This window comes from Corallococcus sp. CA053C, from assembly GCF_003611675.1.
Classification (GTDB): domain Bacteria; phylum Myxococcota; class Myxococcia; order Myxococcales; family Myxococcaceae; genus Corallococcus.
The window spans coordinates 1-24,457 of record NZ_RAWA01000049.1 but is presented as its reverse complement, the minus strand read 5'-3'; the positions used below and the strand labels follow the sequence as shown (position 1 = coordinate 24,457).

The window sequence follows — 24,457 nt, the reverse complement described above, 5'->3', positions numbered from 1 at the left end:
ATGAGCACGTCGCTGTCCGGTCGGAAGGTCGCGGTGTTCGGGTTGGCGAAGAGCGGCGTCGCTGCGCTGCGCCTGCTCCTGCAACACGGGGCGAAGGTGACGGCGCTGGACGCGCGCTCGGAGGACGCGCTCGGCGACGTGGCGAAGGAGCTCCAGGCGAAGGGCGTCACGCTCGTCACCGGCGCCACGCCGGAAGGGCTGCTCACCCGCCAGGACCTGGTGGTGGTGAGCCCGGGCGTGCCGCTGTCGCTGCCGGAACTGGAGGCGGCGCGCACCTCGGGCGTCCCGGTGTGGGGCGAGATTGAACTGGCGTGGCGCTTCCTGGAGCTGGGCGGCGTGACGCGGCTGCTGGGCATCACCGGCACCAACGGCAAGAGCACCACCACGGCGCTCACCGGCGAGCTGTTCGCCCGGGGCGGCCAGCGCACCTTCGTCGGTGGCAACCTGGGCCGTCCGCTGGCGGAGGCCGCCGTGTCGCCCGGTGACTGGGACGCGCTGGTGGTGGAGCTGTCCAGCTTCCAGCTGGAGGGCATCCACACGCTGCGCCCGCTGGGGTCGGCCATCCTCAACCTCACGCCGGATCACCTGGACCGGTACGCGGACCAGGGCGAGTACGGGGCGGCCAAGGCGCGCATCTTCATGAACCAGGACGCGGGCCGCGACTTCGCGGTGGTGAACGCGGACGACGCGGCGGTGATGTCGCTGGCGGTCTCCGCGCGCGCGCCCGTGTACGGCTTCAGCCTCACCGGCCGCCCGGTGGTGGACGCGCCGAAGCTCGCGGGGCTCGCGGTGGCGCAGGACGGCGGCTTCCGGCTGGAGTTCTCCGGCGAAGCCTTCACGCTGACGAACCGCGCGCTCCGGGGCGCGCACAACACCCAGAACGCGATGGCCGCCGCGCTGCTGGCCCGGCTGGGCGGCATCTCCCGCGACGCGGTGCAGGCGGGGCTGGACAGCTACCCGGGCCTGCCGCACCGGCTGGAGAGCGTGCGCGTGCTGGACGGCGTGGAGTGGGTGAACGACTCCAAGGCCACCAACGTGGACTCCGTGCTGGTGGCGCTCAAGGCGTTCGCGGGCGACGTGTGGCTCATCGCGGGCGGCAAGGGCAAGGGCGCGCCCTACGCGCCCATGGTGGAAGCGGGGCAGGGGAAGGTGAAGGGCGTGCTGACCATTGGCCAGGACGCGGACGCGCTGGCGCGGGCGTACGCCAACGAGGCGCCGGTGCACGCGTGCGGCACGCTGGACGCGGCGGTGGCGAAGGCGCGCGGGCTCGCGAAGGCGGGGGACACGGTGCTCTTGTCCCCGGCGTGCGCGTCGTACGACCAGTTCAAGAACTTCGAGGACCGGGGCGACACGTTCAAGCGCCTCGTCGGGGCGCTCTGACCGTCATGAAGACCTCTCCTCCGGCCGCCCCCGTGCGGTTCGACCCCATCCTGCTGTGCGCCGTGCTGGCGCTCGTCACGCTGGGGCTGGTGATGACGTACTCGGCCAGCGCCGTGCTCGCCCAGGACAAGCTGGGTGACAGCCTGTACTTCCTCAAGCGCCAGCTGGTCGCCGCGGGCCTGGGCGTCGTGGCCATGGCAATGATGATGAAGCTGGGCTGGCGGCGGCTCGCGCGGCTGGCGTACCCGCTGCTCATCGTCGCCATCGTGCTGATGGTGCTGGTGGCCATCCCCGGCATCGGCACCACGGCGGGCGGCGCGCGGCGGTGGATCCGCCTGCCGGGCTTCAGCCTCCAGCCGGCGGAGGTCGCCAAGTTCGCGTGGCTCGTCTACCTGTCCTATTCGCTCGCGAAGAAGCGGGAGAAGGTGGCCACGTTCTCCATCGGCTTCCTGCCGCACCTGGCCCTGTGCGGCATCCTGGTGCTCTTGTGCATGCTCCAGCCGGACTTCGGCAGCAGCGTGCTCCTGGTGTTCATGCTCTTCGTGCTGCTGTTCGCGGCCGGCACGAAGCTCAGCTACCTCGTGGGGTCGGTGCTGCTCGCGCTGCCGCTGGCGTTCGTGGCCATCGCGACCAGCCCCTACCGCATGAAGCGCATCCTCGCGTTCATGGATCCGTGGGCCCACCGGCACGACGTGGGCTACCAGGTGGCGGAGTCGCTCATGTCCATCGGCTCCGGCGGCATCACCGGCCTGGGCCTGGGCGACGGCCGGCAGAAGCTGTTCTTCCTGCCGGAGGCGCACACGGACTTCATCTTCTCCATCCTCGGTGAGGAGCTGGGCCTCATCGGCGTGGGGCTGCTCGTCGCGCTGTACGCCATCGTCCTCTGGCGCGGCATCCGCGCGAGCCTCGCGGCGGGGGAGACGTTCGGCACCTACCTGGGCCTGGGCATCAGCTCCATCATCGCGTTCCAGGCCACGGTGAATATGTGCGTGGCCATGGGCCTGTTGCCCACGAAGGGCCTGACGCTGCCGTTCGTGTCCTACGGCGGCACGTCGCTGGTGGTGCTGATGGGCTCCGCGGGCGTGCTCCTGTCGCTGAGCGCGAACACCCAGGGCGCCGCGAGGCCGGTTCGCGCGGGGACGACGGACCTGCGGGAGGTGACGGCGTGAAGGTGCTCATCGCGGGCGGCGGCACCGGCGGGCACCTCTTCCCGGGCATCGCGCTCGCGGAGGAGGTCGTCACGCGCCACCACGCCAACGAGGTCGTCTTCGTGGGCACCGAGCGGGGCCTGGAGGCCCGCGTGGTGCCGAAGGAGGGCTACCCGCTGGAGTTCGTGAAGGTGCAGGGCCTGAAGGGCAAGGGCTTCTGGGGGCTCATCAAGGGGCTGCTCGCGCTGCCCTTGGCGTTCCTCGCGTCGTTCCGCATCCTGTCGCGCCAGAAGCCGGACGTGGTGGTGGGCGTGGGCGGCTACGCGAGCGGGCCGGTGGTGCTGGCCGCGTGGATGATGGGCATTCCCACCGCCATCCAGGAGCAGAACGCGCTGCCGGGCCTCACCAACAAGGTGCTGGGCCGCATCGTGAAGGTCGTCTTCACCGCCTTCGAGGAGGCGAGAGCGTTCTTCCCCGAAGCCAAGGTGCAGATGATTGGCAACCCCATCCGCCGCAAGCTGATGGACAACTACCTGCGCAGCAGCGCGGCGCACGAGAAGTTCTCCGTGCTCATCTTCGGCGGCAGCCTGGGCGCGCGCGGCCTCAACAACCGCATGCTGGACGCGTTGGACTTCCTGGGCGACCTGAAGGACCAGGTCTCCTTCGTGCACCAGACGGGCAAGAACGACCTGGAGACGGTGAAGAAGGGCTACGCGGACAAGGGCTTCAGCGCGCAGGCCACGGTGGTGGAGTTCATCGACGATATGTCCTCCGCCTACGCCCAGGCGGACCTGGTCATCTGCCGTGCGGGCGCGACGTCGCTGGCGGAGCTGACGGTGTGCAAGAAGGCCAGCATCCTGGTGCCCTTCCCGCACGCGACGGACAACCACCAGGAGGTGAACGCCCGGGCGCTGGTGGACGCGGGCGCGGCGCTGATGTTCCGCGAGGCGGAGCTCACCGGGGAGCACCTGGCCCAGACGCTGCGCGGGCTGATGACGGACCCGGCGAAGCTCAAGCAGATGGCGAAGAAGGCCGGCATCCTGGGCCGGCCCGCGGCCGCGAAGGAGCTGGCGGACGTGTGCGTGGACCTGTCGACGCAGGCCTGGGGTCCCCAGGGCCGCGACCGCGGGCAGAAGGACGAGAAGAAGGCCCCCGGGAGCAAGGCATGAGCAAGTCCGTCAGCAACAAGCCCGCCAGCCTCTTCAAGACGCGCCACGCCGCGCACGTGCACTTCGTGGGCGTGGGCGGCATCGGCATGAGCGGCATCGCGGAGGTGCTGCTCAACCTGGGCTATCGCGTGTCCGGCTCCGACCTGCGCGAGAGCGACATCACCCGCAGGCTCGCGAAGCTGGGCGCCACGCTGTACGAGGGCCACCGGGCGCAGAACCTGGTCCACGCGGACGTGGTCGTCATCTCCTCCGCGGTGCGCAAGGACAACCCGGAGGTGGTGGCGGCGCGCCAGCGGAAGATCCCCGTCATCCCGCGCGCGGAGATGCTCGCGGAGCTGATGCGCCTGAAGTACGCGGTCGCCGTCGCCGGCAGCCACGGCAAGACGACGACCACGTCCATGGTGGCCACGGTGCTGTCCGCGGCGGGCCTGGACCCCACGGCGGTGGTGGGCGGCAAGGTGAACGTGCTCGACTCCAACGCCAAGCTGGGCAAGAGCGAGCTGATGGTGGTGGAGGCGGACGAGTCCGACGGCAGCTTCCTCAAGCTGCACCCGTCCATCGCGGTCGTCACCAACATCGACCCGGAGCACATGGACCACTACGGCAACCTGGAGACGCTCCAGTCCGCCTTCGTGGAGTTCTGCAACCGGGTGCCCTTCTACGGCCTCAACGTACTGTGCCTGGACAACCCCAACGTCCAGGCGCTGCTGCCCCGCATCGAGAAGCGCTTCGTCACCTACGGCAGCTCGCACATGGCGGACTACCGGCTGGAGGGCATCAGCCTGGACGGCTTCACCACCACCTTCCGCGCGTACCGCCGGGAGGAGGACCTGGGGGAGTTCCGCGTGCGCATGGTGGGCGCGCACAACGCCTTCAACGCCCTGGCCGTGGTGGCCATCGCGGAGGAGATGGACATCCCGCTGGAGACGGTGCGCGGCGCGCTGGCCGAGTTCGGCGGGGTGCAGCGCCGCTTCACCGTGCGCGGCGAGGTGGGCGGCATCACCGTGGTGGACGACTACGGGCACCACCCCACGGAGGTGATGGCCACGCTGTCGGGCGCACGCCGGGCCTTCGGCCGCCGGGTGGTGGCCGCCTTCCAGCCGCACCGCTACACGCGCACGCATGACCTGATGAAGGAGTTCGCCACCGCGTTCAACGACGCGGACGTGCTCTTCGTCACCAGCGTGTACGCGGCCGGCGAGGAGCCCATCCCGGGCGCCACGGGTGACGCGCTGGCGGAGGCCATCCGCGCGCACGGGCACCGCGACGTGACGTTCGTGGAGAAGCGCGCGGACGTGGCGAAGGCGCTCCAGGAGCGCGTGCGCGAGGGCGACCTGGTGCTGACGCTAGGCGCGGGCGATATCACCCAGGTGGGCCCGGACCTGTTGACCCTGATGGGCGCGGCGAAGGGCGGGTAGGGGATGGAGGCGGGTGTCGCAACACCGCTCGCGGCGCGCGTGGCGCGGCTGCCGGGCCTGGACGTGAGGCCGGGCGAGCCCCTGGCGCCGCTCATCAGCGTGCGCGTGGGCGGCCCGGCCGAAGCGCTGGTGCGGCCCCGCTCGCCGGAGGCGCTGGTGGAGCTGCTGCGCTTCGCCCGCGAGGAGGGCGTGCCTGTCACGGTGCTGGGTGGCGGCGCCAACACGCTGGTGGGGGACGGCGGCGTGCCGGGCGTCACCGTAAAGCTGCCGCCGGATTTGTTCCCGGAAGCGGTGGACGTCGGCCCGGACGCGGGGCAGGTGACGCTGGGCACGGGCGCCGCCATCGCGCGGCTCGTCAACGTGATGCGGGCGCAGGGGCTGGTGGGCGCGGAGTTCCTCGCGGGCATTCCCGGCACCCTGGGCGGCGCGGTGACGATGAACGCGGGCACCAAGAACGGCGAGTGCTTCCGCGTGGTGGACGCCATCGAGGTCGCCACGGTGGACGGGGTGGGGTGGCTTGAGAAAGCGCAGGTGCCGCACACCTACCGTCACGCCACGCTGCCGCCGGGAGGTATCGTCACGCGCGTGCGCTTCGTGCTTCCCAGGGGTGACGTGGTGGCGAGCAAGGCCGCGATGGACGCGGACCTGGGCTACAGGAAGCGCACGCAGCCGTTGAGTCAGCCCAACTTCGGCAGCGTGTTCACCAACCCGCCGGGCGACCATGCCGGGCGGCTGATTGAACTTGTCGGCCTGAAGGGGCACACCCTGGGGCGTGCGCAGGTGTCCCCGCTGCACGCCAACTGGATCGTCAACCTGGGCGGCGCCACCGCCCGCGACGTGCGCGGCCTCCTCACCCTGATGCAGACGCGGGTGCTGGAAGCCACGGGCGTCACCCTGCAACCCGAAGTCAAATGCGTCGGAGTGTTCCTTCCATGAGCAACGGTCCCCGAGGCTTCACCCCGGAAGAGTTGAAGTCGAAGCGCGTGGGCGTGCTGTTCGGCGGCCTCTCCTCCGAGCGCGAGGTGTCCCTGCGCACCGGCGCCGCGGTGGCCGGCGCGCTCCGCGGGCTGGGCTACGACGTGGTGGACATCGACGTGGGCAAGGACCTGCCCGCGCGCCTCATCGCGGAGAAGGTGGACGTGGCGTGGCTCGCGCTCCACGGTCGCTACGGCGAGGACGGCTGCGTCCAGGGCCTCTTGGAGGCCATGTTCATCCCCTACACCGGCAGCGGCGTGATGGCCTCCGCGGTGGGCATGGACAAGGTGTACGCCAAGGAGATCTTCATTTCGCGCGGCATCCCCACGCCGCCCTACCGCGCCTTCGCCTCGGCGGAGGCCGCGCTCGCGGAGGCGGACCGGCTGCCGTTCCCCTTCCCGGTGGTGGTGAAGCCCAGCCGCGAGGGCAGCAGCGTGGGCGTGCACATCTGCAAGACGCGTGACGAGTACACGGCCGCCGTGCAGGAGGCGGCGACGCACGCGGGCACGCTGCTGGTGGAGCAGTTCATCAAGGGCCGCGAGGTGCAGGGCGGCGTGCTGGACAACGAGGCCCTGGGCGTCATCGAGGTCAAGGCGGCCCGCGAGTTCTACGACTACGAGGCCAAGTACAAGGCCGGCAGCGGCACCCAGTACCTCTTCCCCGCGCCCCTGCCTCCGGACCTGTACGCGCGCGTGAACGCCGTGTCCCTCGCCGCGCACGTGGCGCTGGGGTGTTCGGGCGGGTCGCGCTCGGACGTCATCGTCACCGAAGCCGGCGACGTGTTCCTGCTGGAAATCAACACGCTGCCCGGAATGACGGCCTCCAGCCTGCTGCCGAAAATCGCGGCGGGGCGGGGCATCGACTTCCCGGCGCTGTGTGAGCGGCTGCTTCAGGGCGCTTCACTCAAGGCCTGAGCCGTTCCCCGTCTTCTTGGAGTTCCGGCCCCTTGACGGGCCGGGGTGTCCCTGTCGGGCGCTACAGCGACGTGTCTGTAGCCAAAAACTGGCGTGGAGCGATCTCCGCACGCAGCATGCGCCTCCCTACTCATGGCCTTCGGCAAGAACAAGAAACGCCGTCAACTGGATGCCGCATCGCGCAACAACGCGGTGAAGGCCTCCGTCCGCTCGCACGGACCGACGGTGGCGAAGGCGCTGGGGCTGACGGTGGTGACGGCCGCGCTGGTGTGGGGCGGCATCGAACTGCGCACCTGGGCGCGGGTGTCTCCGCGCTTCGCGCTGGAGTCGGTGACCTTCACCGGGCTGGAGCGGGCCTCGCGCGCGGAGCTGCTGAAGCTGTCGGGGCTGACGGCGGGGCAGAACCTCTGGTCGCTGGACCCGGCGGCGCTCGCGCGGGCCATGGGGCAGCACCCCTGGGTGCGCACGGTGGAGGTGACGCGGCGGTTTCCGCGCGGGGTGTCGGTGGAGGTGGCGGAGCACGCGCCCGCGGCTCTGGCGGTGCTGGGGGACCTGTACGTGCTGGACGAGGAGGGCGAGCCCTTCAAGCGCGTCACCCCGGGGGACGGGTTGGATTTGCCGCTCGTCACGGGGCTGGAGCGCGATGCCTACGTCGCGGACGCGGACGCGGTGCGTGCGCGCTTCCGCGAGGCGCTGGATGTAACCCGTGCTTATGCGCGGTTGTCGCCCGGGCGATCCGAGCGGTTGTCCGAGGTGCGCCTGGAGAACAGCGGGCTTGCGCTGGTGACGGCGACGGGGCAGGAGGTGCGCCTCGGCGTGGGCGATACGGAAGTCAAGCTCCAGCGGCTGGCGCGCGTTCGTCGCGAGCTGAGCACGAGGGGGCTTGCAGCCGAGATCATTCGCCTGGATAACCGTGCCCGACCGGGTTGGGTGGCGGTGAGGCTTTCGAGCGGGTCCGACTCCGACAGGAGCGGGGGCTCGACGCAGTGAGGATGCTTCCTTCACGAGAGTGAGGGGGCCTGGGAGGTTTCAATGGCGAAGCAGAAGTCGGGGGAGATCATCGTCGGCCTCGACATTGGCACGACGAAGATCTGCGCCATCGTGGGCGAGCTGACTGATAGCGGCATCGACATCATCGGCATCGGCACGCACCCGTCGAAGGGTCTGCGCAAGGGCGTCGTGGTCAACATCGAGGCCACGGTGTCGTCCATCCGTCGCGCGGTGGAGGAAGCCGAGTTGATGGCCGGGGCGGAGATCTCCCACGTGTACACGGGGATCGCCGGCGGCCACATCAAGGGCTTCAACTCCCAGGGCATCGTCGCGGTGAAGGACAAGGAGGTCCGCGAGGCGGACATCGCGCGCGTCATCGACGCCGCGAAGGCGGTGGCCATCCCCCTGGACCGGGAGGTCATCCACGTCCTGCCCCAGGAGTTCATCATCGACGACCAGGGCGGCATCAAGGAGCCCCTGGGCATGGCGGGCGTGCGCCTGGAGGCCAAGGTGCACATCGTCACGGGCGCCGTCTCCAGCGCGCAGAACATCGTCAAGTGCGCCAACCGCACGGGCCTGAACGTCTCCGACATCGTGCTGCAGCCGCTGGCGTCCGCGGAGGCGGTGCTGAGCGAGGACGAGAAGGAGCTGGGCGTGTGCCTCGTCGACATCGGCGGCGGCACCACGGACATCGCCATCTTCTCCGGCGGCTCCATCGTCCACACGGCCGTCATCGCCCTGGGCGGCAACAACCTGACGAGCGACATCGCCATCGGCCTGCGCACCCCCGCGCACGAGGCCGAGCGCATCAAGCAGAAGTACGGCTGCGCGCTCGCGTCGATGATCAACAAGGACGAGACGATTGAGGTGCCCAGCGTGGGCGGCCGTCAGCCGCGCGTCCTGGGCCGGCAGATCCTCTCGGAGATTCTGGAGCCGCGCGTGGAGGAGATCTTCCAGCTCGTCCACCGCGAGATCCAGAAGTGCGGCTACGAGGACCTGCTCGCGTCCGGCATCGTCATCACGGGCGGCTCCACGCTGCTCGCGGGCATGCCGGAGCTGGCCGAAGAGGTGCTGGGTCTGCCGGTGCGCCGGGGCATGCCGCGCGGCATCGGCGGCCTGGTGGACGTGGTGAAGAGCCCCATGTACGCCACGGGCGTGGGCTTGGTCGTCTACGGCGCCAAGCACATGGACCGGCGCATGTTCCGCATCCGCGAGGACGGCAACGTCTACAAGAAGGTGAAGGGCCGGATGCGCGAGTGGCTGGAAGAGATCTTCTAGAAGTCTCCGGCGTCATGCCGCGCTGAGTCAGGGCTCCCTTCGGGGGGCCCTTTCGCGTTTCAGGGGGCGTGTGTCCGGAGACGGGCGGACGCGTCAACGGGGCACGCTGACGCGTCAGGGGGAGACGCGGGAGGCTTTCCGGTTTCTGGAATCTGGATCCAGATTTGGGACTCCGCCCGTAAGCATGGGGAGCAGGCGGCGCAAGTGTGCGGATTTGGTCGGAATCAAAAACCGACAGACGATGGCGCCCGGCTTGCTAGGGGGGCCAGTGGCCCCCGGAACCATCCCGCTGTTCCCGCGAGCCCAGACCCTATGACTCCACAAAAGACTTCGCGGTTGCTGACGCCCCTCCCGGGAGCTCGCAGATCCGCCGCAGGCCTCCTGGCCCTGCTGTGCACCGTGCTCGCGGCTCCCGCCGCGCTGGCCGAACCGGACACGTTCGGCAACGGCGACGGCCACAACCTAGCATTGACCGTCAACGCGCCTGGCACGGTCGTCAACACGTATACGCGGCTCAGGTCGAACGCGGCTGTGGGCGCCACGACCGTGAATGTGGTGGACACGACCGGCTTCGCGGTGGGCGACCTGGTGATGATCTACCAGTCCACCGGCTACGCCCCTGCGGTGACGTCCGGTGCGACGGGCCCGTTCGACTTCACCGCAACCGCGGTGGGCAACTGGCAGTTCGTGCGTGTGACGTCGCTTACGGGCAATACCCTGACCTTCACGGGCCATGCACTCACGGCGGCGTTCACAGGGAGCAACAGCACCGCCAACAACAGCGCGCTCCTCCGGGCCTCGGCGCAGGCCATCCGGGTGCCGGAGTACACGAACGTGACCATCAACGCGGGCGCGAGCATCGTCGCCCAGCGGTGGTCCGACGTCGCTATCGATTACAACAACACCGTGGGTGGCATCGTCATCTTCTTCGCCACCGGGACGGTGACGAACAACGGCACCATTTCCGCCACGGGGGCGGGCTTCCGCGGCGCGGACTACTTCAACGGTGACGGCGACGCCTGCCCCGCAACCGCTTATGACCTGGCCAATCCCCAAGGCGCCATGAAGGGCGAGGGGCTGGTGCCTGCCCGCTACAAGCAGCCCACGGTGTTCTTGCAGACCACGCCCCTCTCGGGCCGAGGCAACATCCTGAACGCAGGCGGTGGTGGCATCTGCCACAACTCCGGTGGTGGCGGCGGTGGCAACGGTGGCGCGGGTGGCATTGGCGGTCGGACGTGGGCGGAAGAGCCTGCTCCGGCACGTGCGGTGGGTGGTCTCCCCGGTGGCCGGATGCTCTTCGTCCCGGCGAACCGCGCCCTCTTCGGCGGCGGCGGTGGCTCCGGCCACGGCAACGACGACGTAGGCACCGGCGGCGGAAACGCGGGCGGCATCGTCTTCGTGCGTGGCGCGGCGCTCACGGGAACGGGCAGCATCACTTCGGACGGCGTTGGGGCTCTGTCGTCCGCGAACGACGCGGCGGGTGGCGGTGGCGCGGGCGGTACCATCTCCCTGCGGCTCACGGGCGCCCTGGCATGCAGCGGTACCGGCGAGCTGTCCGCGAAGGGCGGCAACGGCGGTAACAGTACCTTCGTGGCGTCGCCGCACGGCACGGGCGGTGGCGGTGGCGGTGGCAACATCCACTTGCAGGCCACTGCTTACTCCTGTCCCGCGTCGGTCGCGGGAGGCGCGGCGGGCACCCAGCCCACGGCAGGTGCTCCGGATGGTCCGACCTACGGCTCCGCGCCGGGCAACCCGGGTGTCATCACCATGGGGCAGCCTCCCACGGTGATCACCCCGGCCAATGGCTCGTCCACGTCGAACCCCACGCCCCCCATCACGGGCACGACGCCGAGCCCCAATCAAACGGTCCGCATCTACGTGGACGGCCAGCCCCTGGCCACGACGGTGACGTCCGACGCGTCGGGCAACTTCACCCTCACGCCGTCGGCGCTGAGCGTAGGCGCGCACACCGTTTATGCGGTCACGGTGACCAATGGCGTCGAGAGCGCCCCGAGCAACATCAACACCTTCACCATCACCGCCGCGACGACGCCGACGGTGGCTATCAGCACGCCGGCCAATGGCTCGACGGTGACGAACCCGAACGTGACGGTGACGGGCACGTCCGCGAACGCCACGAGTGTGACGGTGACCTTCCAGGGCACGAACTACGGCCCCATCGCGGTGGATGCCTCCGGCAATTGGAGCCAGGCGCTCCCGGGCCCGCTCGCCAATGGCACGTACACCGTGACGGCGGTGTCCAGGAACGGTGCGGGCACCAACAGCACCACGGCTTCCTCCACCTTCACGGTGGCGGTCGTCCCGGCACCGACGGTGGCCATCACTGCGCCGGCCAACGGTTCGACGACGACCAACCCGAATGTGACGGTGACGGGCACGGCCGCGAACGCGACCATCGTGACGGTCACCTTCCAGGGCACCAACTACGGTCCCATCACGGTGACGGGCGGTAACTGGAGCCAGGCGCTGCCCGGCCCGTTGGCAAATGGCACGTACACCGTGACGGCGGTGTCCACGAACGGCTCCGGCACCAACAGCACCACGGCTTCATCCACCTTCACGGTGGCCGTCCCGGCCCCGACGGTGGCCATCACCACGCCGGCCAATGGCTCGACGACGACCAACCCGAACGTCACGGTGACGGGCACGTCCGCGAACGCGACGTCCGTGACGGTGACCTTCCAGGGCACCAACTACGGCCCCATCGCGGTCGACGCTTCCGGCAACTGGAGCCAGGTCCTGCCCGGCCCCTTGGCGGATGGCTCGTACACGGTGACGGCGGTGTCCAGGAACAGCGCGGGCACCAACAGCACGGCGGCCTCCTCCACCTTCACGGTGGACCAGACGCCTCCGACGGTCGCCATCAGCACGCCAGCCAACGGGTCGACGATCAACACCCCCACGGTGACCGTGACGGGCACGTCCACGGGCGCGACGTCCGTGTCGCTGACCTTCGAAGGCACGAGCTACGGCCCCATCGCGGTGGATGCCTCCGGTAGCTGGAGCTTCCCGCTGCCGGGTCCCCTGCCTGAGGGCAGCTACACCGTGACGGCGGTGGCCAAGGACGCGGCGGGCAACACCAGCCCCCCCGCGACCTCCACCTTCACCCTGGACCTCACGGCTCCGACGGTCGCCATCAGCACGCCGGCCAACGGTTCGACGATTGGCACCTCCGCGGTGACGGTCGTGGGTACCTCCACGGGCGCGACGTCCGTGACGCTCACCTTCGAGGGCACCAACTACGGTCCCATCTCGGTCGACGCTTCCGGCAACTGGAGCTTCCCGCTGCCGGTCAGCCTGGGCGAAGGCACGTACAGCGTGACGGCGGTGTCCAAGGACGCGGCGGGCAACACCAGCACCCCGGCGAACTCCACCTTCACGGTGGACCTGACCGGGCCGCAGGTGGCCATCAGCACCCCGGTGAACGGCACCTCGGTGGGCACCGACACGGTGACCGTGACGGGGACGTCCTCGGGCGCCACGTCCGTGACGCTCACCTTCGATGGCGCGAGCTATGGCCCCATCTCGGTGGATGCCTCCGGCAACTGGAGCTTCCCGCTGCCGGGCCCGCTGGCCGAAGACACGTACACCGTCACGGCCGTGGCCGTGGACGGCGCGGGCAACACCAGCCCCACGGCGAGCACCACCTTCACGGTGGACCTGACCGCTCCGACGGTGGCCATCAGCACGCCGGCCAACGGCTCGACGGTGGGCACCGACACGGTGACGTTGACGGGTACGTCCACGGGCGCGACGTCCGTGACGCTGACCTACAACGGCACGAACTACGGCCCCATCCCGGTGGATGGCGCGGGCAACTGGAACTACACGCTGCCGTTCAGCCTGACCGACGGCTCGTACACCGTGACAGCGGTGTCCACGGACGCGGCGGGCAACACCAGCACGCCCGCCACGACCACCTTCACGGTGGACCTGACGGCGCCGACGGTCGACATCACCACGCCGGTCAACGGGTCGACGATCAATACCCCCACGGTGGCGGTGACCGGTACGGCCACGGGCGCGACGTCCGTGACGCTGACCTTCGAAGGCACGGACTACGGCCCCCTCGCGGTGGATGCCTCCGGTCACTGGACCTCCACGCTGCCGGGTCCGCTGGCGGATGGCACGTACACCGTGACCGCCGTCTCGACGGACGCCGCGGGCAACACCAGCTCGCCCGCGAGCACCACCTTCACGGTGGACCAGACCGCTCCGACGGTGGCCATCACCACGCCGGCCAACGGCTCCACGGTGGGCACCCCCACGGTGACGGCGACGGGCACCACCACGGGCGCGACGTCCGTGACGGTGACCTTCCAGGGCACCAACTACGGCCCCATCGCGGTCGACGCTTCCGGCAACTGGAGCCAGGCGCTTCCGGGTCCGCTGGCCGCGGGCACGTACACCGTCACGGCGGTGTCCGTGGATGCGGCGGGCAACACCAGCACCACGGCGACCTCCACCTTCACGGTGGACCTGACGAAGCCGACGGTGGCCATCACCTCGCCGGTCAGCGGCACGACGGTGAGCACCTCCACGGTGACCATCGTGGGCACGTCCACGAAGTCGACGTCCGTGACGCTGACGCTCGATGGGACGAACTACGGCCCCATCACGGTGAATGCGGCGGGCAACTGGAGCTTCCAGCTGCCCATCACCCTGACGGACCGTCAGTACACCGTGACGGCGGTGTCCGTGGACGGCGCGGGCAACACGAGCGCTCCGGCCACCACCACCTTCCGCTGGTCCAACACGGCCGACTCGGACAATGACGGCCTGACGGACGCGGAGGAGGCCACCATCGGCACGGATCCGAACGACCCGGACACCGACGACGACGGCATCCCCGACGGCGTCGAGGTCAAGGTCGGTGGGACGGACCCGCTCGACGACGACTCGGATGATGACGGCATCCTCGACGGCAACGAGGACAAGGACCACGACGGCATCGTCGACGCCGACGAGACGGATCCGAAGGACTCCGACTCCGACAGCGACGGCCTCACGGATGGCGTGGAGTCCGGCCTCACCACGCCGCAGGGCTCGGACACCGACCCGGCGAAGTACGTGGCGGACAAGGACCCCACGACGAAGACGAACCCGCTCGACGACGACTCGGATGACGACGGTCTGCTCGACGGCAACGAGGACGCCAACCACGACGGCGCCGTGGACCCCACGGAGACGAACCCGAACAAGGCGGACACGGACGGCGACGGCCTGACGGACGGCCTGGAGTCCGGCCTCACCACGCCGCAGGGCACGGACACCGATCCGGCCATCTTCGTGAAGGACGAGGACCCCGCGACGAAGACGAACCCGCTCGACCGCGACACCGACCACGGCAGCGTGTTCGACGGCATCGAGGACGCGAACCACAACGGCCGCGTGGACGTGCGCGAGACGGATCCGAACAACCCGGCGGACGACAAGGACGCGGACGGTGACGGCATCGACAACGCCACGGAGCTGGAGAAGGGGACGGATCCGTTCGACTCCGACACCGACGACGACGGCGTGATGGACGGCACCGACGGGCTGACCGACACGGACGGCGACGGCACCATCGACGCCCGGGACCCGGACAGCGACAACGACGGCATCCTCGACGGCACCGAGCTGGGTGTCACCGCGGAGACCGCGCCGGTGGGGACCAACCGCCAGTCGCCGAACTTCAAGCCGGACGCGGATCCCTCCACGACGACGGATCCGAAGAAGGCCGACACCGACGGCGACGGCCTGAAGGACGGCGACGAGGACGCCAACCACGACGGCCGCCGCGCCGACGCGGAGACGGACCCCAGCCAGAAGGACACCGACGGCGGCGGCATCGACGACGGCGTGGAAGTGCAGGGCGGCTCCAACCCGCTCGACGCCAACGACGACTTCCTCGTCGTGGGCCACGGCTGCAGCACCGGTGGGACGGGCTCGCTGGCGCCCTTCGCGCTGATGCTCCTGGCCCTGCCCCTGGTGGGCCGCCGCTTCCGCAAGGGCGGGCAGCTCCTGGCGCGCGCGGGCGGCGTCTTCGCCCTGTTCGTGACCGCGCTCTTCGCGGCCCCGGACGCCCGGGCGCAGGCCACCGCCGTGTCGCAGGCCATCGACGTGCAGCAGTACAAGCCGGGCCCGGGCATCTCGGACGTGCTCGCCGTGCAGGGCGCGCAGGTGCAGCGGCACCTGGGGTGGAACGTGGGGCTTTCGGTCAACTACGCCGACAAGCCGCTCAACTTCTTCGACCCCCGCTCGGACACGTACGTCACCTCCCTGGTGAAGAGCCAGGTGGGCGTGGACCTGATGGGCGCGGTGGGCTTCCTCGACCGCTTCGAAATCGGCGTCGTGCTGCCCGTCACCATCCAGAGCTCGGAGGCTTCTCCGGGCGTGGACTCCTCCTTCGCCAACGGCGTGGGCGGTGGTGGCATCGGCGACCTGCGGCTCATCCCGAAGGCGCGGCTGCTGGACCGGGAGAACTTCGGCCTGGCGCTGGCGGTGCCCGTGTCGCTGCCCACCGGCGGTGCCTCGGACTTCCTCGGCGGGTCGGGCGTCTCCGTCAACCCGCGCCTCGTCGCGGAGTACGGCCGGCGCTTCCGGGTGCTCGCCAACCTGGGCGTGGACCTGCGCAAGTCGGAGCAGCTGCGCAACCTGAACGCCGGCAGCGCGCTGGCGTACGGGCTGGGCGCGGAGCTGCCCTTCGAACTGGGCAAGGTGCCCCTGGCACTGGACGCCACGCTCGCGGGCACGCTGGGCTTCAAGCAGCAGGACGAGGAGGAGCGTCCGCTGGAGCTGCTCGCGGCGCTGAAGTACCGCCCGACGACGGGCGGACTCGCCGCCCACGTGGGCGCGGGCCCGGGCCTGACGCACGGCTACGGCACGCCCACCTTCCGCGTGCTCGCGGGGCTCAGCTACAGCACGCCCGAGCGTGCCCCGGCGCCGCCCCGGCCGGTGTGCCCGGAGGGCCCGGAGGACTTCGACGGCTTCCAGGACGCGGACGGCTGCGCGGACCCGGACAACGACAGCGACGGCATCCCCGACACGGCGGACCGCTGCCCGCTGGAGCCGGAGACGGTCAACGCCTACGAGGACGCCGACGGCTGCCCGGACGCGAAGCCCCTGCCGCCTCCGCCGGTGGACACCGACGGCGACGGCCTGATGGACCCGGACGACAAGTGCCCCAACGCGCCCGAGGACAAGGACGGCTTCCAGGACGAGGACGGCTGCCCGGACCCGGACAACGACCGTGACGGCATCGCGGACACGGCGGACAAGTGCCCGCTGGAGCCGGAGACCATCAACGGCGTCACCGACGAGGACGGCTGCCCCGACAAGGGCAAGGTCAAGGTGCTCGTCGACGGCGAGCGCATCCTCATCCTGGAGAAGGTCTACTTCGCCACCGGCAAGGACGTCATCCTGCCGCGCTCGTTCCCGCTCCTGAAGCAGGTGGCCGCCGTGCTGCGCGCCAACCCGCAGGTGGAGCTGCTGAGCGTGGAAGGCCACACGGACGACCAGGGCAAGGACGCCGCCAACCTGGACCTGTCCAAGCGCCGCGCCGCCAACGTGCGCACGTTCCTCATCAACGACGGCATCGCCGCGGAGCGCCTGCAGTCCCAGGGCTTCGGCGAGACGAAGCCGGTGGACTCCAACAAGACGGCCGCGGGCCGGGAGAACAACCGCCGCGTGGAGTTCAACATCGTGAAGATGGGCAAGGTCGAAATCGAGCGTCCGGCCCCGTAGTCCTCCCCGTGGTTCGGGAGTAGGAAAGGCCCGGTTCCCATCCAGGGAGCCGGGCCTTTTCGTCATCCGGGCCCCACCGCGCCACGTCAGGACGCGCGCGAGGCATGCACGACCGACCAAGGTGAGTCAGGCGCGCGAGTCAAGAGGGCGTTTCGCCTACTGCGTCGCACGCATGCATGCCGAAGCCGCGCGCGTAAGTGGGCGTCAGGACTCGACACCGCAGCAGGGCGCTACAGGCTGGTAGCGGAATACTTGCCAAAGCGCCCGACTTCCTGATGATTGTCGAAGGCGGCAGTCATCGCGGACGGCGCCGTTGGGCTTCCGCCAAGAGGATCGACATGGACCAGTTCGAGCAGAACAAGCAGGCCGCGAAGATTCGTGTCGTGGGCGCGGGCGGGGCGGGCTGCAACGCGGTCAACACGATGATTCTGTCGAAGCTCGACCGCGTCGATTTCATCGCCGCCAACACCGATGTCCAGGCGCTCGCCGCCTCCAAGGCGCCCACCCGGCTGCAGCTGGGCCAGGCGCTCACCAAGGGGTTGGGCGCCGGCGCCAACCCGGAGATGGGCCGCGAGGCCGCGCTGGAGTCGCGCGATCAGATCGCCGCGGTGCTGGAAGGCGCCGACATGGTCTTCGTGACGGCCGGCATGGGCGGTGGCACCGGCACGGGCGCCGCGCCCATCATCGCGGACATCGCCAAGAGCCTGGGCTGCCTCACGGTGGGCGTCGTCACCAAGCCGTTCCTCTTCGAGGGCAACAAGCGCCGCAAGCAGGCCGAGCAGGGCATCGTGGAGCTCAAGGCCGCGGTGGACACGCTCATCACCATCCCCAACCAGCGCCTGCTGTCGCTCTCCAATGAGCCCATGCCGCTGCTGGAGACCTTCAAGCGCGCCGACGAAGTCCTGCTCAACGCCGTGCAGGGCATCAGCGACCTCATCCAGTACCACGGCTACATCAACGTGGACTTCGCGGACGTGAAGACCATCATGAGCGACAAGGGCCTGGCGCTCATGGGCACGGGCAACGCCTGCGGCGACCGGCGCGCCGTCATCGCCATGCAGCAGGCCATCTCCAGCCCGCTGCTGGAGGACGTCTCCATCGACGGCGCCACGGGCCTGCTCATCAACATCACCGGCGGCCGCGACATGACCCTGCAGGAGGTCAACGAGGCCCTGACGCTGGTGCACGACGCGGCGGACGGCGAGGCGGAGATCATCTTCGGGTCGCTCATCGACGAGCAGATCCAGGACGAGGTGAAGATCACCATCATCGCCACGGGCTTCGTGCACCGCGAGGCGGCCAAGGCACGGCCCATGACGCAGGTGGTCCAGGTGCCCATGTCCATGCCCATGTCCAGCCGCCCCGCGCCGTCGTCGGTGCTGTCCTCGTCGCGCGAGGAGGTGGCGAGCCTCGTCCCCGCGAAGAGCACGCCCCGTCCGACGATGTCCACGGTGGAGAACCCGAAGTCCTCCATGCAGAGCGCGCGCACGGCCGTGGTGAAGGACGCGGCGCTGCCCCTGGACGAGGATCAGTTCGACATCCCGACGTTCCTGCGCCGCCAGGGTCAGACGGAGCTGCCGTAGGCCGGAAGGGCCGTCAGTTGCGGGGGAGGCGGGCCACGCTCGCCGTGCCCCGGCCCGTGAGGCGGTCACAGCGGGTGAACAGGCCGTCCACCTCGTCGTAGAGCGCGTCGATGCGCTCCGACGCGCGGGGGGCGGGCAGCAGCCCGGTACCGGACAGCTCCTCCATCCGGGTGCCGGCGCGCTGCAAGAGCTGCAGCGCCTTCAGCAGCGAGCGGCCCCGCTTGGTGCCGTCGGGCGTGAAGAGGGTGCCGCCCTCGTAGAGCGTCACCAGGTTGGCGCGGGTGGCCTGGAGCCGCTCATTGAGCCGGCTCCGGTACAAATCCAGACGGCGAGCGCGACGGGCACCATGCAGGTCCACGACGCCTTCCGTTCCTGTCGAGGGAGGCTTCACGTCGGGCAAGGTACGTCAGGGGCTCGTAGACCCGCAAATTTACGGGACTGTACGGACCTGTTGCATGCCTGTCCGAGCGCTTGTCAGGCAGGGGGGTGGGGGTTAGTTTGGCCGCCCTTCGCAACGCCGGGGTACCGCCATGTTCCAGAAGTTGCTCATCGCCAACCGGGGTGAAATCGCGCGCCGCATCGGGACGGTGGCCCGGCAGATGGGCGTGAAGACCGTGGCCGTGTACTCGGACGCGGACGCCACGCTGCCGTTCGTGAAGGAAGCGGACGAGGCGGTGCGCATCGGGCCTGCGCCGGCGAAGGACAGCTACCTGAGCATCCCCGCCATCCTGGAGGCGGCGAAGAAGACGGGCGCGCAGGCCGTGCACCCCGGCTACGGCTTCCTGTCGGAGAACGGCGAGTTCGCGCAGGCGTGTTCGGACGCGGGCCTGGTGTTCGTGGGGCCGCCGCCGGAGGCCATGGCGCGGATGAAGGACAAGAGCCAGGCGCGCAAGCTGGTGTCCGCCGCGGGCGTGCCGGTGGTGCCGGGCAGCGACGGCGTCCTGCCGGACGTGCAGAGCGCCCTGGAGGCCGCGGAGCGCATCGGCTACCCGGTGCTGTGCAAGGCCGCCAGCGGCGGTGGCGGCATCGGCATGGCGGCGGCGAGCAGCCCCGCGGAGCTGGAGAAGGTGTACCGCCAGTGCACGGACCGGGCGAAGGCCGCCTTCGGCCGTGAGGGCGTGTACCTGGAGCGCTACTTCCCGGCGCCGCGCCACATCGAGGTCCAGATTCTCGGCGACACCCACGGTCACCTCATCCACGGCCTGGAGCGCGAGTGCTCCATCCAGCGCCGGCACCAGAAGGTGGTGGAGGAGGCCCCGTCGGTGCTGTTCGCGAACGGGAAGAACGCGGCCCTGTCCGAGCAGCTCTTCACGGCGGCCGTCACCGCGGCGAAGACGTTCGGCTACGCCAACGCGGGCACGGTGGAGTTCCTGTACTCGGACGGGCAGGTGTACTTCATCGAGATGAACGCCCGGCTCCAGGTGGAGCACCCGGTGACGGAGCTCACGACGGGCCTGGACCTCATCGGCTGGCAGCTGCGCATCGCCGCGGGCGAAAAGCTGACGGTGAAGCAGGAGGACGTGAAGCGGAAGGGCGCGGCGCTGGAGTTCCGCATCTACGCGGAAGACCCGGTGAAGTACTTCCCGTCCCCCGGCCCGCTGAAGGTGTTCCAGCCGCCCACGGGCGAAGGCGTGCGCCTGGACTCCGGCTACGCCGAGGGCGACGTGGTGACGCCGAACTACGACCCGATGATCGCGAAGCTCATCATCTCCGGCGCCACGCGCGACGAGGCGATTGCCCGCGCGGTGAAGGCGCTGGAGGACTTCCGCATCGAGGGCATCAAGACGAACATCCCGCTCCACCTGCGCATCCTGAAGGCTCCGGCCTTCAGCGCCGGGGAGCTGGACACGCACTTCCTGGATCATCACGCGAAGCCGTAGGTAGGGAGCGCGGCAGCCCGCGCTTCGTTTTCACACCCGAGGAGGGACTGGTTCATGGCGGACGTTGCGGCGCACATCACGGGAACGGTGTGGAAGATCGAGGTGAAGGTGGGCGACCCGGTGAAGGCCGGGGACACGCTCGTCATCCTCGAGTCGATGAAGATGGAGATGCCGGTGGAGACCACCGAGGACGGCACGGTGAAGGAGATCCGCTGCAAGGAAGCGCAGCCGGTGAACGAGGGCGACGTCCTCGTGGTGCTCGGCTAGGGCGCGGGGACCGTGACAGCGCCCACGCTGGAGGTGGAGGACCGCGAGGGCGGTGTCCGCGTCCTCACCGTCTCCAACCCCACCCGGCGCAATGCCCTGGACGACGCGCTGCTGGCCCGTCTGGACGCGGCGCTGGACCCTGGCCCCCACGTCCGCGCGCTGCTGGTGCGCGGGCAGGGCGGGCACTTCTGCGCGGGCTACGACCTGACGCACCTGGGGCCGCCCGGCGCGGACGGGCGGCTGCCGGACGACGCGCTGGTGGCGTGCCTGCTGAAGCTGGAGCGGCACCCAGCGCCGTCGGTGGCGCTGGTGCAGGGCGGCGCGGTGGGCGCGGGCTTCGACCTGGCGGCCTCCTGCGACTTCCGGGTGGGCGCGCCGGACGCCTTCTTCCTCATGCCGCCGGCCCGGCTGGGCATCGTGTACTCGCCCGAGGGGCTGGCGCGCGCGGTGCGGCTGGTGGGGCTGTCGCGGGCGAAGCAGCTGTTCCTCACCGCGCGCAGGCTGCCCGCGCCGGAGGCGCTCGCGTGGGGGCTCCTGGACGAGTGCCCGGAGGACGCGGAGGCGCGTGCGCTGGCCTGGTGCGAGACGCTGGCCGCGCAGGCACCGAAGGCGGTGTCGGGGATGAAGGAGGCCTTCGGATTGCTGTCGCGCTCCGGCCTGGCTGCGGCGGACGTCGCGCGGCTGCGCCAGGTGCGCGGCGAGGCGTTCGGCAGTGAGGATGCGAAGGAGGGGCGCGCGGCCTTCCTGGGAAAGCGCGCGCCCCGCTTCAACGGCCGCTAGGTGTCGCCGAACAGCTCGCCCATGCGCAGCTGGAGCGCGGAGGCGATCTTGTAGAGCGACGAGATGGACGCGGAGGATTCCGCGCGTTCAATCTGCGACAGCAGCGACACGGACAGGCCGGTGCGGCGGGCAAGCTGCTTGAGCGTGAGCTCCTGCGTCTTGCGGGCGTCGCGGATGGTGCGGCCAATGGCGCGGTGCAGGTCGGCTTCCGGGTCCTGCGACAGACCCTTCTTCTGCAACGCGTTGCGCACGGCGGCCGTGAACTGCTCCGGCTCCATGGGCTTCTTCACGTAGTCGGACGCCTGCGCCTTGAGGGAGGCGACAGCCGTGTCCACGGTGGGGTAGGCCGTGGCGACGATGACCGCGATGTCCGTGTCGTACTTGCGGATCAACTCCAAGACTTCGGTGCCCGACATCTGCGGCATCATCATGTCGAGGATGACGAGGTGGAAGTCGGAGCCCCGGAGGATGTCCACCGTCTGGGTGGGGTCGGTGGTGGTGACCACCTCGTAGCCCTCTCGGGTCAGCACCAGCTTGAGGTAGTCGCAGTTGTCCTGCTCGTCATCAACTACCAGGATGCGAATCTGCACAGCGTCTCCTCGCTGCAAGGTTGAGGGAAGTGCTGCGGGGGGGAGTTACTGGCCATTGCTTGAGGCGGGGGGATTTTCCGACGGAGGCACCGCCGCACTGCCGTCACCCTTCGGACTGTTGTTGCTCAGGATTTCAATGACCCGCGCCCGCTTCGCGTGGCCCGGGGGCGCGAGCGTGACGAACTGCGCGTAGTGCTTCAAGCTCAGGGCCTGGTTGTTGCTCTTCGCATAGAGCACGCCGAGCATCAGATGGCATTCGGGAAGCCTGGGGGCGATCAGCGCGCAGTCCTTGGCGACTTCCAGGGCACCCGGAATGTCCTTCGCCTTGCTCAGGCGCTGGACCTCCGTCTGGACGTCAGTGATGTCCCGCTCGACGTCGGCCGCCGTCTTGCCGCGCATGAAGTCGGACGTCGGGGCCGTGGAAGGCTTCTGCGCCGGGTTCGTCGCCACGGTGGCTTCACCCGGGGGAGGGCGCTGGGCTTCCTCGAGCTGCTTCTTCAGCTCCTCGAAGCGGCTGGCGAAGACCACCGTCTTCGGGAAGGTCTTGGCGGCGGCGGTGGCCTCGGCGACCTTGTTGTTCTTCAGCGCCTCTTCGAGGACGGCCAGCTGCTGCTGGGCCTGCGTCTCCAGGGTCAGCCGCTGCTGCAGGTCCTTCGCCTTGCCGACGGGGACGCCCTTCTCCGCGCGCAGGGCGTCCAGGACGGTGCGGGCCTTGTCGAAGTCGGCGGCCGTGAGCGCGGTCTCGAAGTCCTGCTCCGTCGCCTTCGGCTCGGGAGGGGCCTCCGGCGGGGGCTGCGGGGTCTCCGGCGTCGTGCCCACGGCAGCGACCGGCTTGTCCGGAACCTGGGGCGGATTGTTGGCGACCACGGGCGGCGGGGTGTCCGTCGTCGGCGTCACCAGGTCCTGTCCCTTGATGACGAAGAGGGCGGCGCCCGCGGCGATGGACAGGAACGCGACGACGATGCCCACCACCAGCTTCTTCGAACCCGGACGGTCCCCCTGCGCGGCGAGGTCCTCCGACAGCGTGCCCGGGCCCACGAAGCGCAGCTTCACGTGGCCCATCTCGATGATGTCGCCGTGGGACAGCGTGGCCTGGGCGTAGCTCTCGCCGTTGACCGTCATCCCGTTGGCCGACTGCATGTCGATGACCCGCCACTCACCGGTCGCCTCGCGCACCACCTTCGCGTGCGTGCGGGACAGGGAGCGGTGGTCCAGGGCGATGTCGTTCTCCGACGTACGGCCGATCCGCAGCTCGGTGCGGTTGCAGTCGTACTCCTGGCCCTTGAACTCGGTGGGGGCGAGCACCAGCAGCCGGGGCTGCTCGTCCTCCGGGACACGCTCCACCTTGCGGGGGCGGTCCGCCTCCATCTGGTCCATGCGGATGATGGATGTGGCGTTGCGCCGCGCCTCCGCGGAAGGAGGCGTGTGGTCGTGCTCGTCGCCGTCCGCGTCGTCCTCCTCCTCGTCCTCGGCGTCGTCCTGCGACGCGCTGGGCGCTGGGGCGTCCTCCTCCTCCGGCTCTGGCCGGCGGGAGGCGGGCACCTTGGCGGTGATGGCGCCAGTGGGGGCGGCGTTGGCCGCACCCTCGACCTGCAAGGCCAGATCGTAGTCGCCGATCTGGATGAGGTCCCCCTCCTTGAGGGGAAGCTGGCCTGCGACGCGCTCGCCGTTGATCCGGGTGCCGTTGTAGCTCCCCAGGTCTTCGAGCACGACGTGTCCATTGAGGCGCACCAGCCGGGCGTGTCGACGTGACACGTTCCGCTCGGTCAGGCGGATCGTGTTGCCCTCCTGACGTCCAATGGTGATTTCGTCGCGCACGAAGGGAACAACGGTCTTGCGCCCCTCGTCGTCTTCGATGATGAGCTTCAGCACGGGTCCGGTCCGAGTACAGCTATAGCAGAATGCCCTTTGCCGAGACAAGCCATGTATCCCCCGAGAACAACAGGGTTTTTTGCCCATCCCATGGTCAGGGGGGCACTGTTGTCCATCGGTCGATTGGCCGGAAGGGGCGGGGAAGCCAGGGTACCGTGGCTGACGGTGGCCCTGGTAGGGGTGCAGGCGATTCTGTACGCGGCGCTGGCGTCCGGGGGGCCTCCGGGCGTGGACGCGCTGGTGCGCTGGGGGGCGAAGACGGGCCCGCTGGTGACGGACGCGGGTCAGGAATGGCGGCTCCTGGCGGCCAACCTGCTGCACCGGGACGGCCTGCACCTGGGGCTCAACCTGCTGGTGTTCGGCGTGGTGGGCTCGGCGGTGGAGCGCGCGTGCCGGTGGTGGGACTACGCCGCGCTGCTCGCCGTGGCGGGACTGGCGACGATGACGGGTTCGCTCTGGTGGTC

17 protein-coding genes are annotated in these 24,457 nt (G+C 69.9%); 14 read left to right on the top strand and 3 right to left on the bottom strand.

All coding sequences use genetic code 11. The features are described 5' to 3' along the window. The 10 genes from murD to ftsZ all read left to right on the top strand — a co-directional run bounded on the left by murD (position 1) and on the right by ftsZ (position 18,604). Positions 1 to 1,380, top strand: coding sequence for a UDP-N-acetylmuramoyl-L-alanine--D-glutamate ligase (gene murD, locus D7V97_RS09625; RefSeq protein ID WP_120610312.1), 1,380 nt, complete (start codon positions 1 to 3; stop codon positions 1,378 to 1,380). 5 nt (positions 1,381 to 1,385) lie between these two features. Then, positions 1,386 to 2,549 carry a putative lipid II flippase FtsW gene (ftsW, locus tag D7V97_RS09620; RefSeq protein ID WP_120610311.1) on the top strand — a complete coding sequence of 388 codons (1,164 nt, stop codon included), beginning with the start codon at positions 1,386 to 1,388 and terminating at the stop codon, positions 2,547 to 2,549. Beyond that, positions 2,546 to 3,697, top strand: a complete 1,152-nt coding sequence (murG, locus tag D7V97_RS09615; RefSeq protein ID WP_120610310.1) for an undecaprenyldiphospho-muramoylpentapeptide beta-N-acetylglucosaminyltransferase — start codon at positions 2,546 to 2,548, stop codon at positions 3,695 to 3,697. The genes ftsW and murG overlap by 4 nt, the downstream gene beginning before the upstream one ends. Next, positions 3,694 to 5,115, top strand: coding sequence for a UDP-N-acetylmuramate--L-alanine ligase (gene murC, locus D7V97_RS09610; RefSeq protein ID WP_120610309.1), 1,422 nt, complete (start codon positions 3,694 to 3,696; stop codon positions 5,113 to 5,115). The genes murG and murC overlap by 4 nt, the downstream gene beginning before the upstream one ends. 3 nt (positions 5,116 to 5,118) lie before the next feature. Further along, positions 5,119 to 6,051, top strand: a complete 933-nt coding sequence (murB, locus tag D7V97_RS09605) for a UDP-N-acetylmuramate dehydrogenase (RefSeq protein ID WP_120610308.1) — start codon at positions 5,119 to 5,121, stop codon at positions 6,049 to 6,051. Continuing rightward, a complete protein-coding gene (locus D7V97_RS09600) occupies positions 6,048 to 7,004 on the top strand; it encodes a D-alanine--D-alanine ligase (protein ID WP_120610307.1) in 957 nt (318 codons plus the stop codon). Before murB ends, D7V97_RS09600 begins: the two co-directional genes overlap by 4 nt. Positions 7,005 to 7,136: 132 nt before the next feature. Then, on the top strand, positions 7,137 to 7,994 hold the full coding sequence (locus D7V97_RS09595; RefSeq protein ID WP_120610306.1) for a cell division protein FtsQ/DivIB: 858 nt from the start codon (positions 7,137 to 7,139) through the stop codon (positions 7,992 to 7,994). Positions 7,995 to 8,036: 42 nt separating this feature from the next. Then, positions 8,037 to 9,272, top strand: coding sequence for a cell division protein FtsA (gene ftsA / locus D7V97_RS09590; RefSeq protein ID WP_120610305.1), 1,236 nt, complete (start codon positions 8,037 to 8,039; stop codon positions 9,270 to 9,272). A gap of 336 nt (positions 9,273 to 9,608) precedes the next feature. Further along, positions 9,609 to 17,021 carry an Ig-like domain-containing protein gene (locus D7V97_RS09585; protein WP_233582611.1) on the top strand — a complete coding sequence of 2,471 codons (7,413 nt, stop codon included), beginning with the start codon at positions 9,609 to 9,611 and terminating at the stop codon, positions 17,019 to 17,021. A gap of 338 nt (positions 17,022 to 17,359) precedes the next feature. Beyond that, positions 17,360 to 18,604: a cell division protein FtsZ gene (gene ftsZ, locus D7V97_RS09580; RefSeq protein ID WP_120610304.1), complete on the top strand. Its 1,245-nt coding sequence runs from the start codon at positions 17,360 to 17,362 to the stop codon at positions 18,602 to 18,604. A gap of 13 nt (positions 18,605 to 18,617) precedes the next feature. On the opposite strand, the gene D7V97_RS09575 is transcribed toward ftsZ, so the two are convergent. After that, positions 18,618 to 18,962, bottom strand: coding sequence for a hypothetical protein (locus D7V97_RS09575; protein ID WP_233582610.1), 345 nt, complete (start codon positions 18,960 to 18,962; stop codon positions 18,618 to 18,620). 172 nt (positions 18,963 to 19,134) lie between these two features. Here D7V97_RS09575 and D7V97_RS09570 point away from each other — a divergent pair, with 172 nt between their 5' ends. From D7V97_RS09570 to D7V97_RS09560, 3 genes are read left to right on the top strand one after another with little or no spacing between them, the layout of a single operon-like run. Next, entirely contained in the window at positions 19,135 to 20,484 is a 1,350-nt protein-coding gene (locus tag D7V97_RS09570; RefSeq protein ID WP_120610302.1) for an acetyl/propionyl/methylcrotonyl-CoA carboxylase subunit alpha, read from the top strand. A 54-nt stretch (positions 20,485 to 20,538) separates the two neighbouring features. Continuing rightward, positions 20,539 to 20,751, top strand: coding sequence for a biotin/lipoyl-binding carrier protein (locus D7V97_RS09565; RefSeq protein WP_120610301.1), 213 nt, complete (start codon positions 20,539 to 20,541; stop codon positions 20,749 to 20,751). Positions 20,752 to 20,763: 12 nt separating this feature from the next. Further along, positions 20,764 to 21,531: an enoyl-CoA hydratase/isomerase family protein gene (locus D7V97_RS09560; protein ID WP_120610300.1), complete on the top strand. Its 768-nt coding sequence runs from the start codon at positions 20,764 to 20,766 to the stop codon at positions 21,529 to 21,531. On the opposite strand, the gene D7V97_RS09555 is transcribed toward D7V97_RS09560, so the two are convergent. Continuing rightward, entirely contained in the window at positions 21,528 to 22,121 is a 594-nt protein-coding gene (locus D7V97_RS09555; protein ID WP_014398871.1) for a response regulator, read from the bottom strand. The two genes, D7V97_RS09560 and D7V97_RS09555, sit on opposite strands and share 4 nt — an antisense overlap. 45 nt (positions 22,122 to 22,166) lie before the next feature. Beyond that, the gene (locus D7V97_RS09550; RefSeq protein ID WP_233582609.1) at positions 22,167 to 23,993 is read right to left on the bottom strand and encodes an FHA domain-containing protein; all 1,827 of its coding nucleotides are present in this window, start codon (positions 23,991 to 23,993) and stop codon (positions 22,167 to 22,169) included. 180 nt (positions 23,994 to 24,173) lie between these two features. On the opposite strand from D7V97_RS09550, the gene D7V97_RS09545 reads away from it, so the two are divergent. Then, a partial coding sequence (locus D7V97_RS09545; RefSeq protein ID WP_233582608.1) for a rhomboid family intramembrane serine protease occupies positions 24,174 to 24,457 on the top strand: 284 nt, incomplete at its 3' end.

Coding starts and splice junctions, on each gene's coding strand:
- murD (WP_120610312.1), top strand. CDS start 1: ATGAGCACGTCGCTGTCCGGTCGGAAGGTCGCGGTGTTCGGGTTGGCG.
- ftsW (WP_120610311.1), top strand. CDS start 1,386: ATGAAGACCTCTCCTCCGGCCGCCCCCGTGCGGTTCGACCCCATCCTG.
- murC (WP_120610309.1), top strand. CDS start 3,694: ATGAGCAAGTCCGTCAGCAACAAGCCCGCCAGCCTCTTCAAGACGCGC.
- murB (WP_120610308.1), top strand. CDS start 5,119: ATGGAGGCGGGTGTCGCAACACCGCTCGCGGCGCGCGTGGCGCGGCTG.
- D7V97_RS09600 (WP_120610307.1), top strand. CDS start 6,048: ATGAGCAACGGTCCCCGAGGCTTCACCCCGGAAGAGTTGAAGTCGAAG.
- D7V97_RS09595 (WP_120610306.1), top strand. CDS start 7,137: ATGGCCTTCGGCAAGAACAAGAAACGCCGTCAACTGGATGCCGCATCG.
- ftsA (WP_120610305.1), top strand. CDS start 8,037: ATGGCGAAGCAGAAGTCGGGGGAGATCATCGTCGGCCTCGACATTGGC.
- ftsZ (WP_120610304.1), top strand. CDS start 17,360: ATGGACCAGTTCGAGCAGAACAAGCAGGCCGCGAAGATTCGTGTCGTG.
- D7V97_RS09570 (WP_120610302.1), top strand. CDS start 19,135: ATGTTCCAGAAGTTGCTCATCGCCAACCGGGGTGAAATCGCGCGCCGC.
- D7V97_RS09565 (WP_120610301.1), top strand. CDS start 20,539: ATGGCGGACGTTGCGGCGCACATCACGGGAACGGTGTGGAAGATCGAG.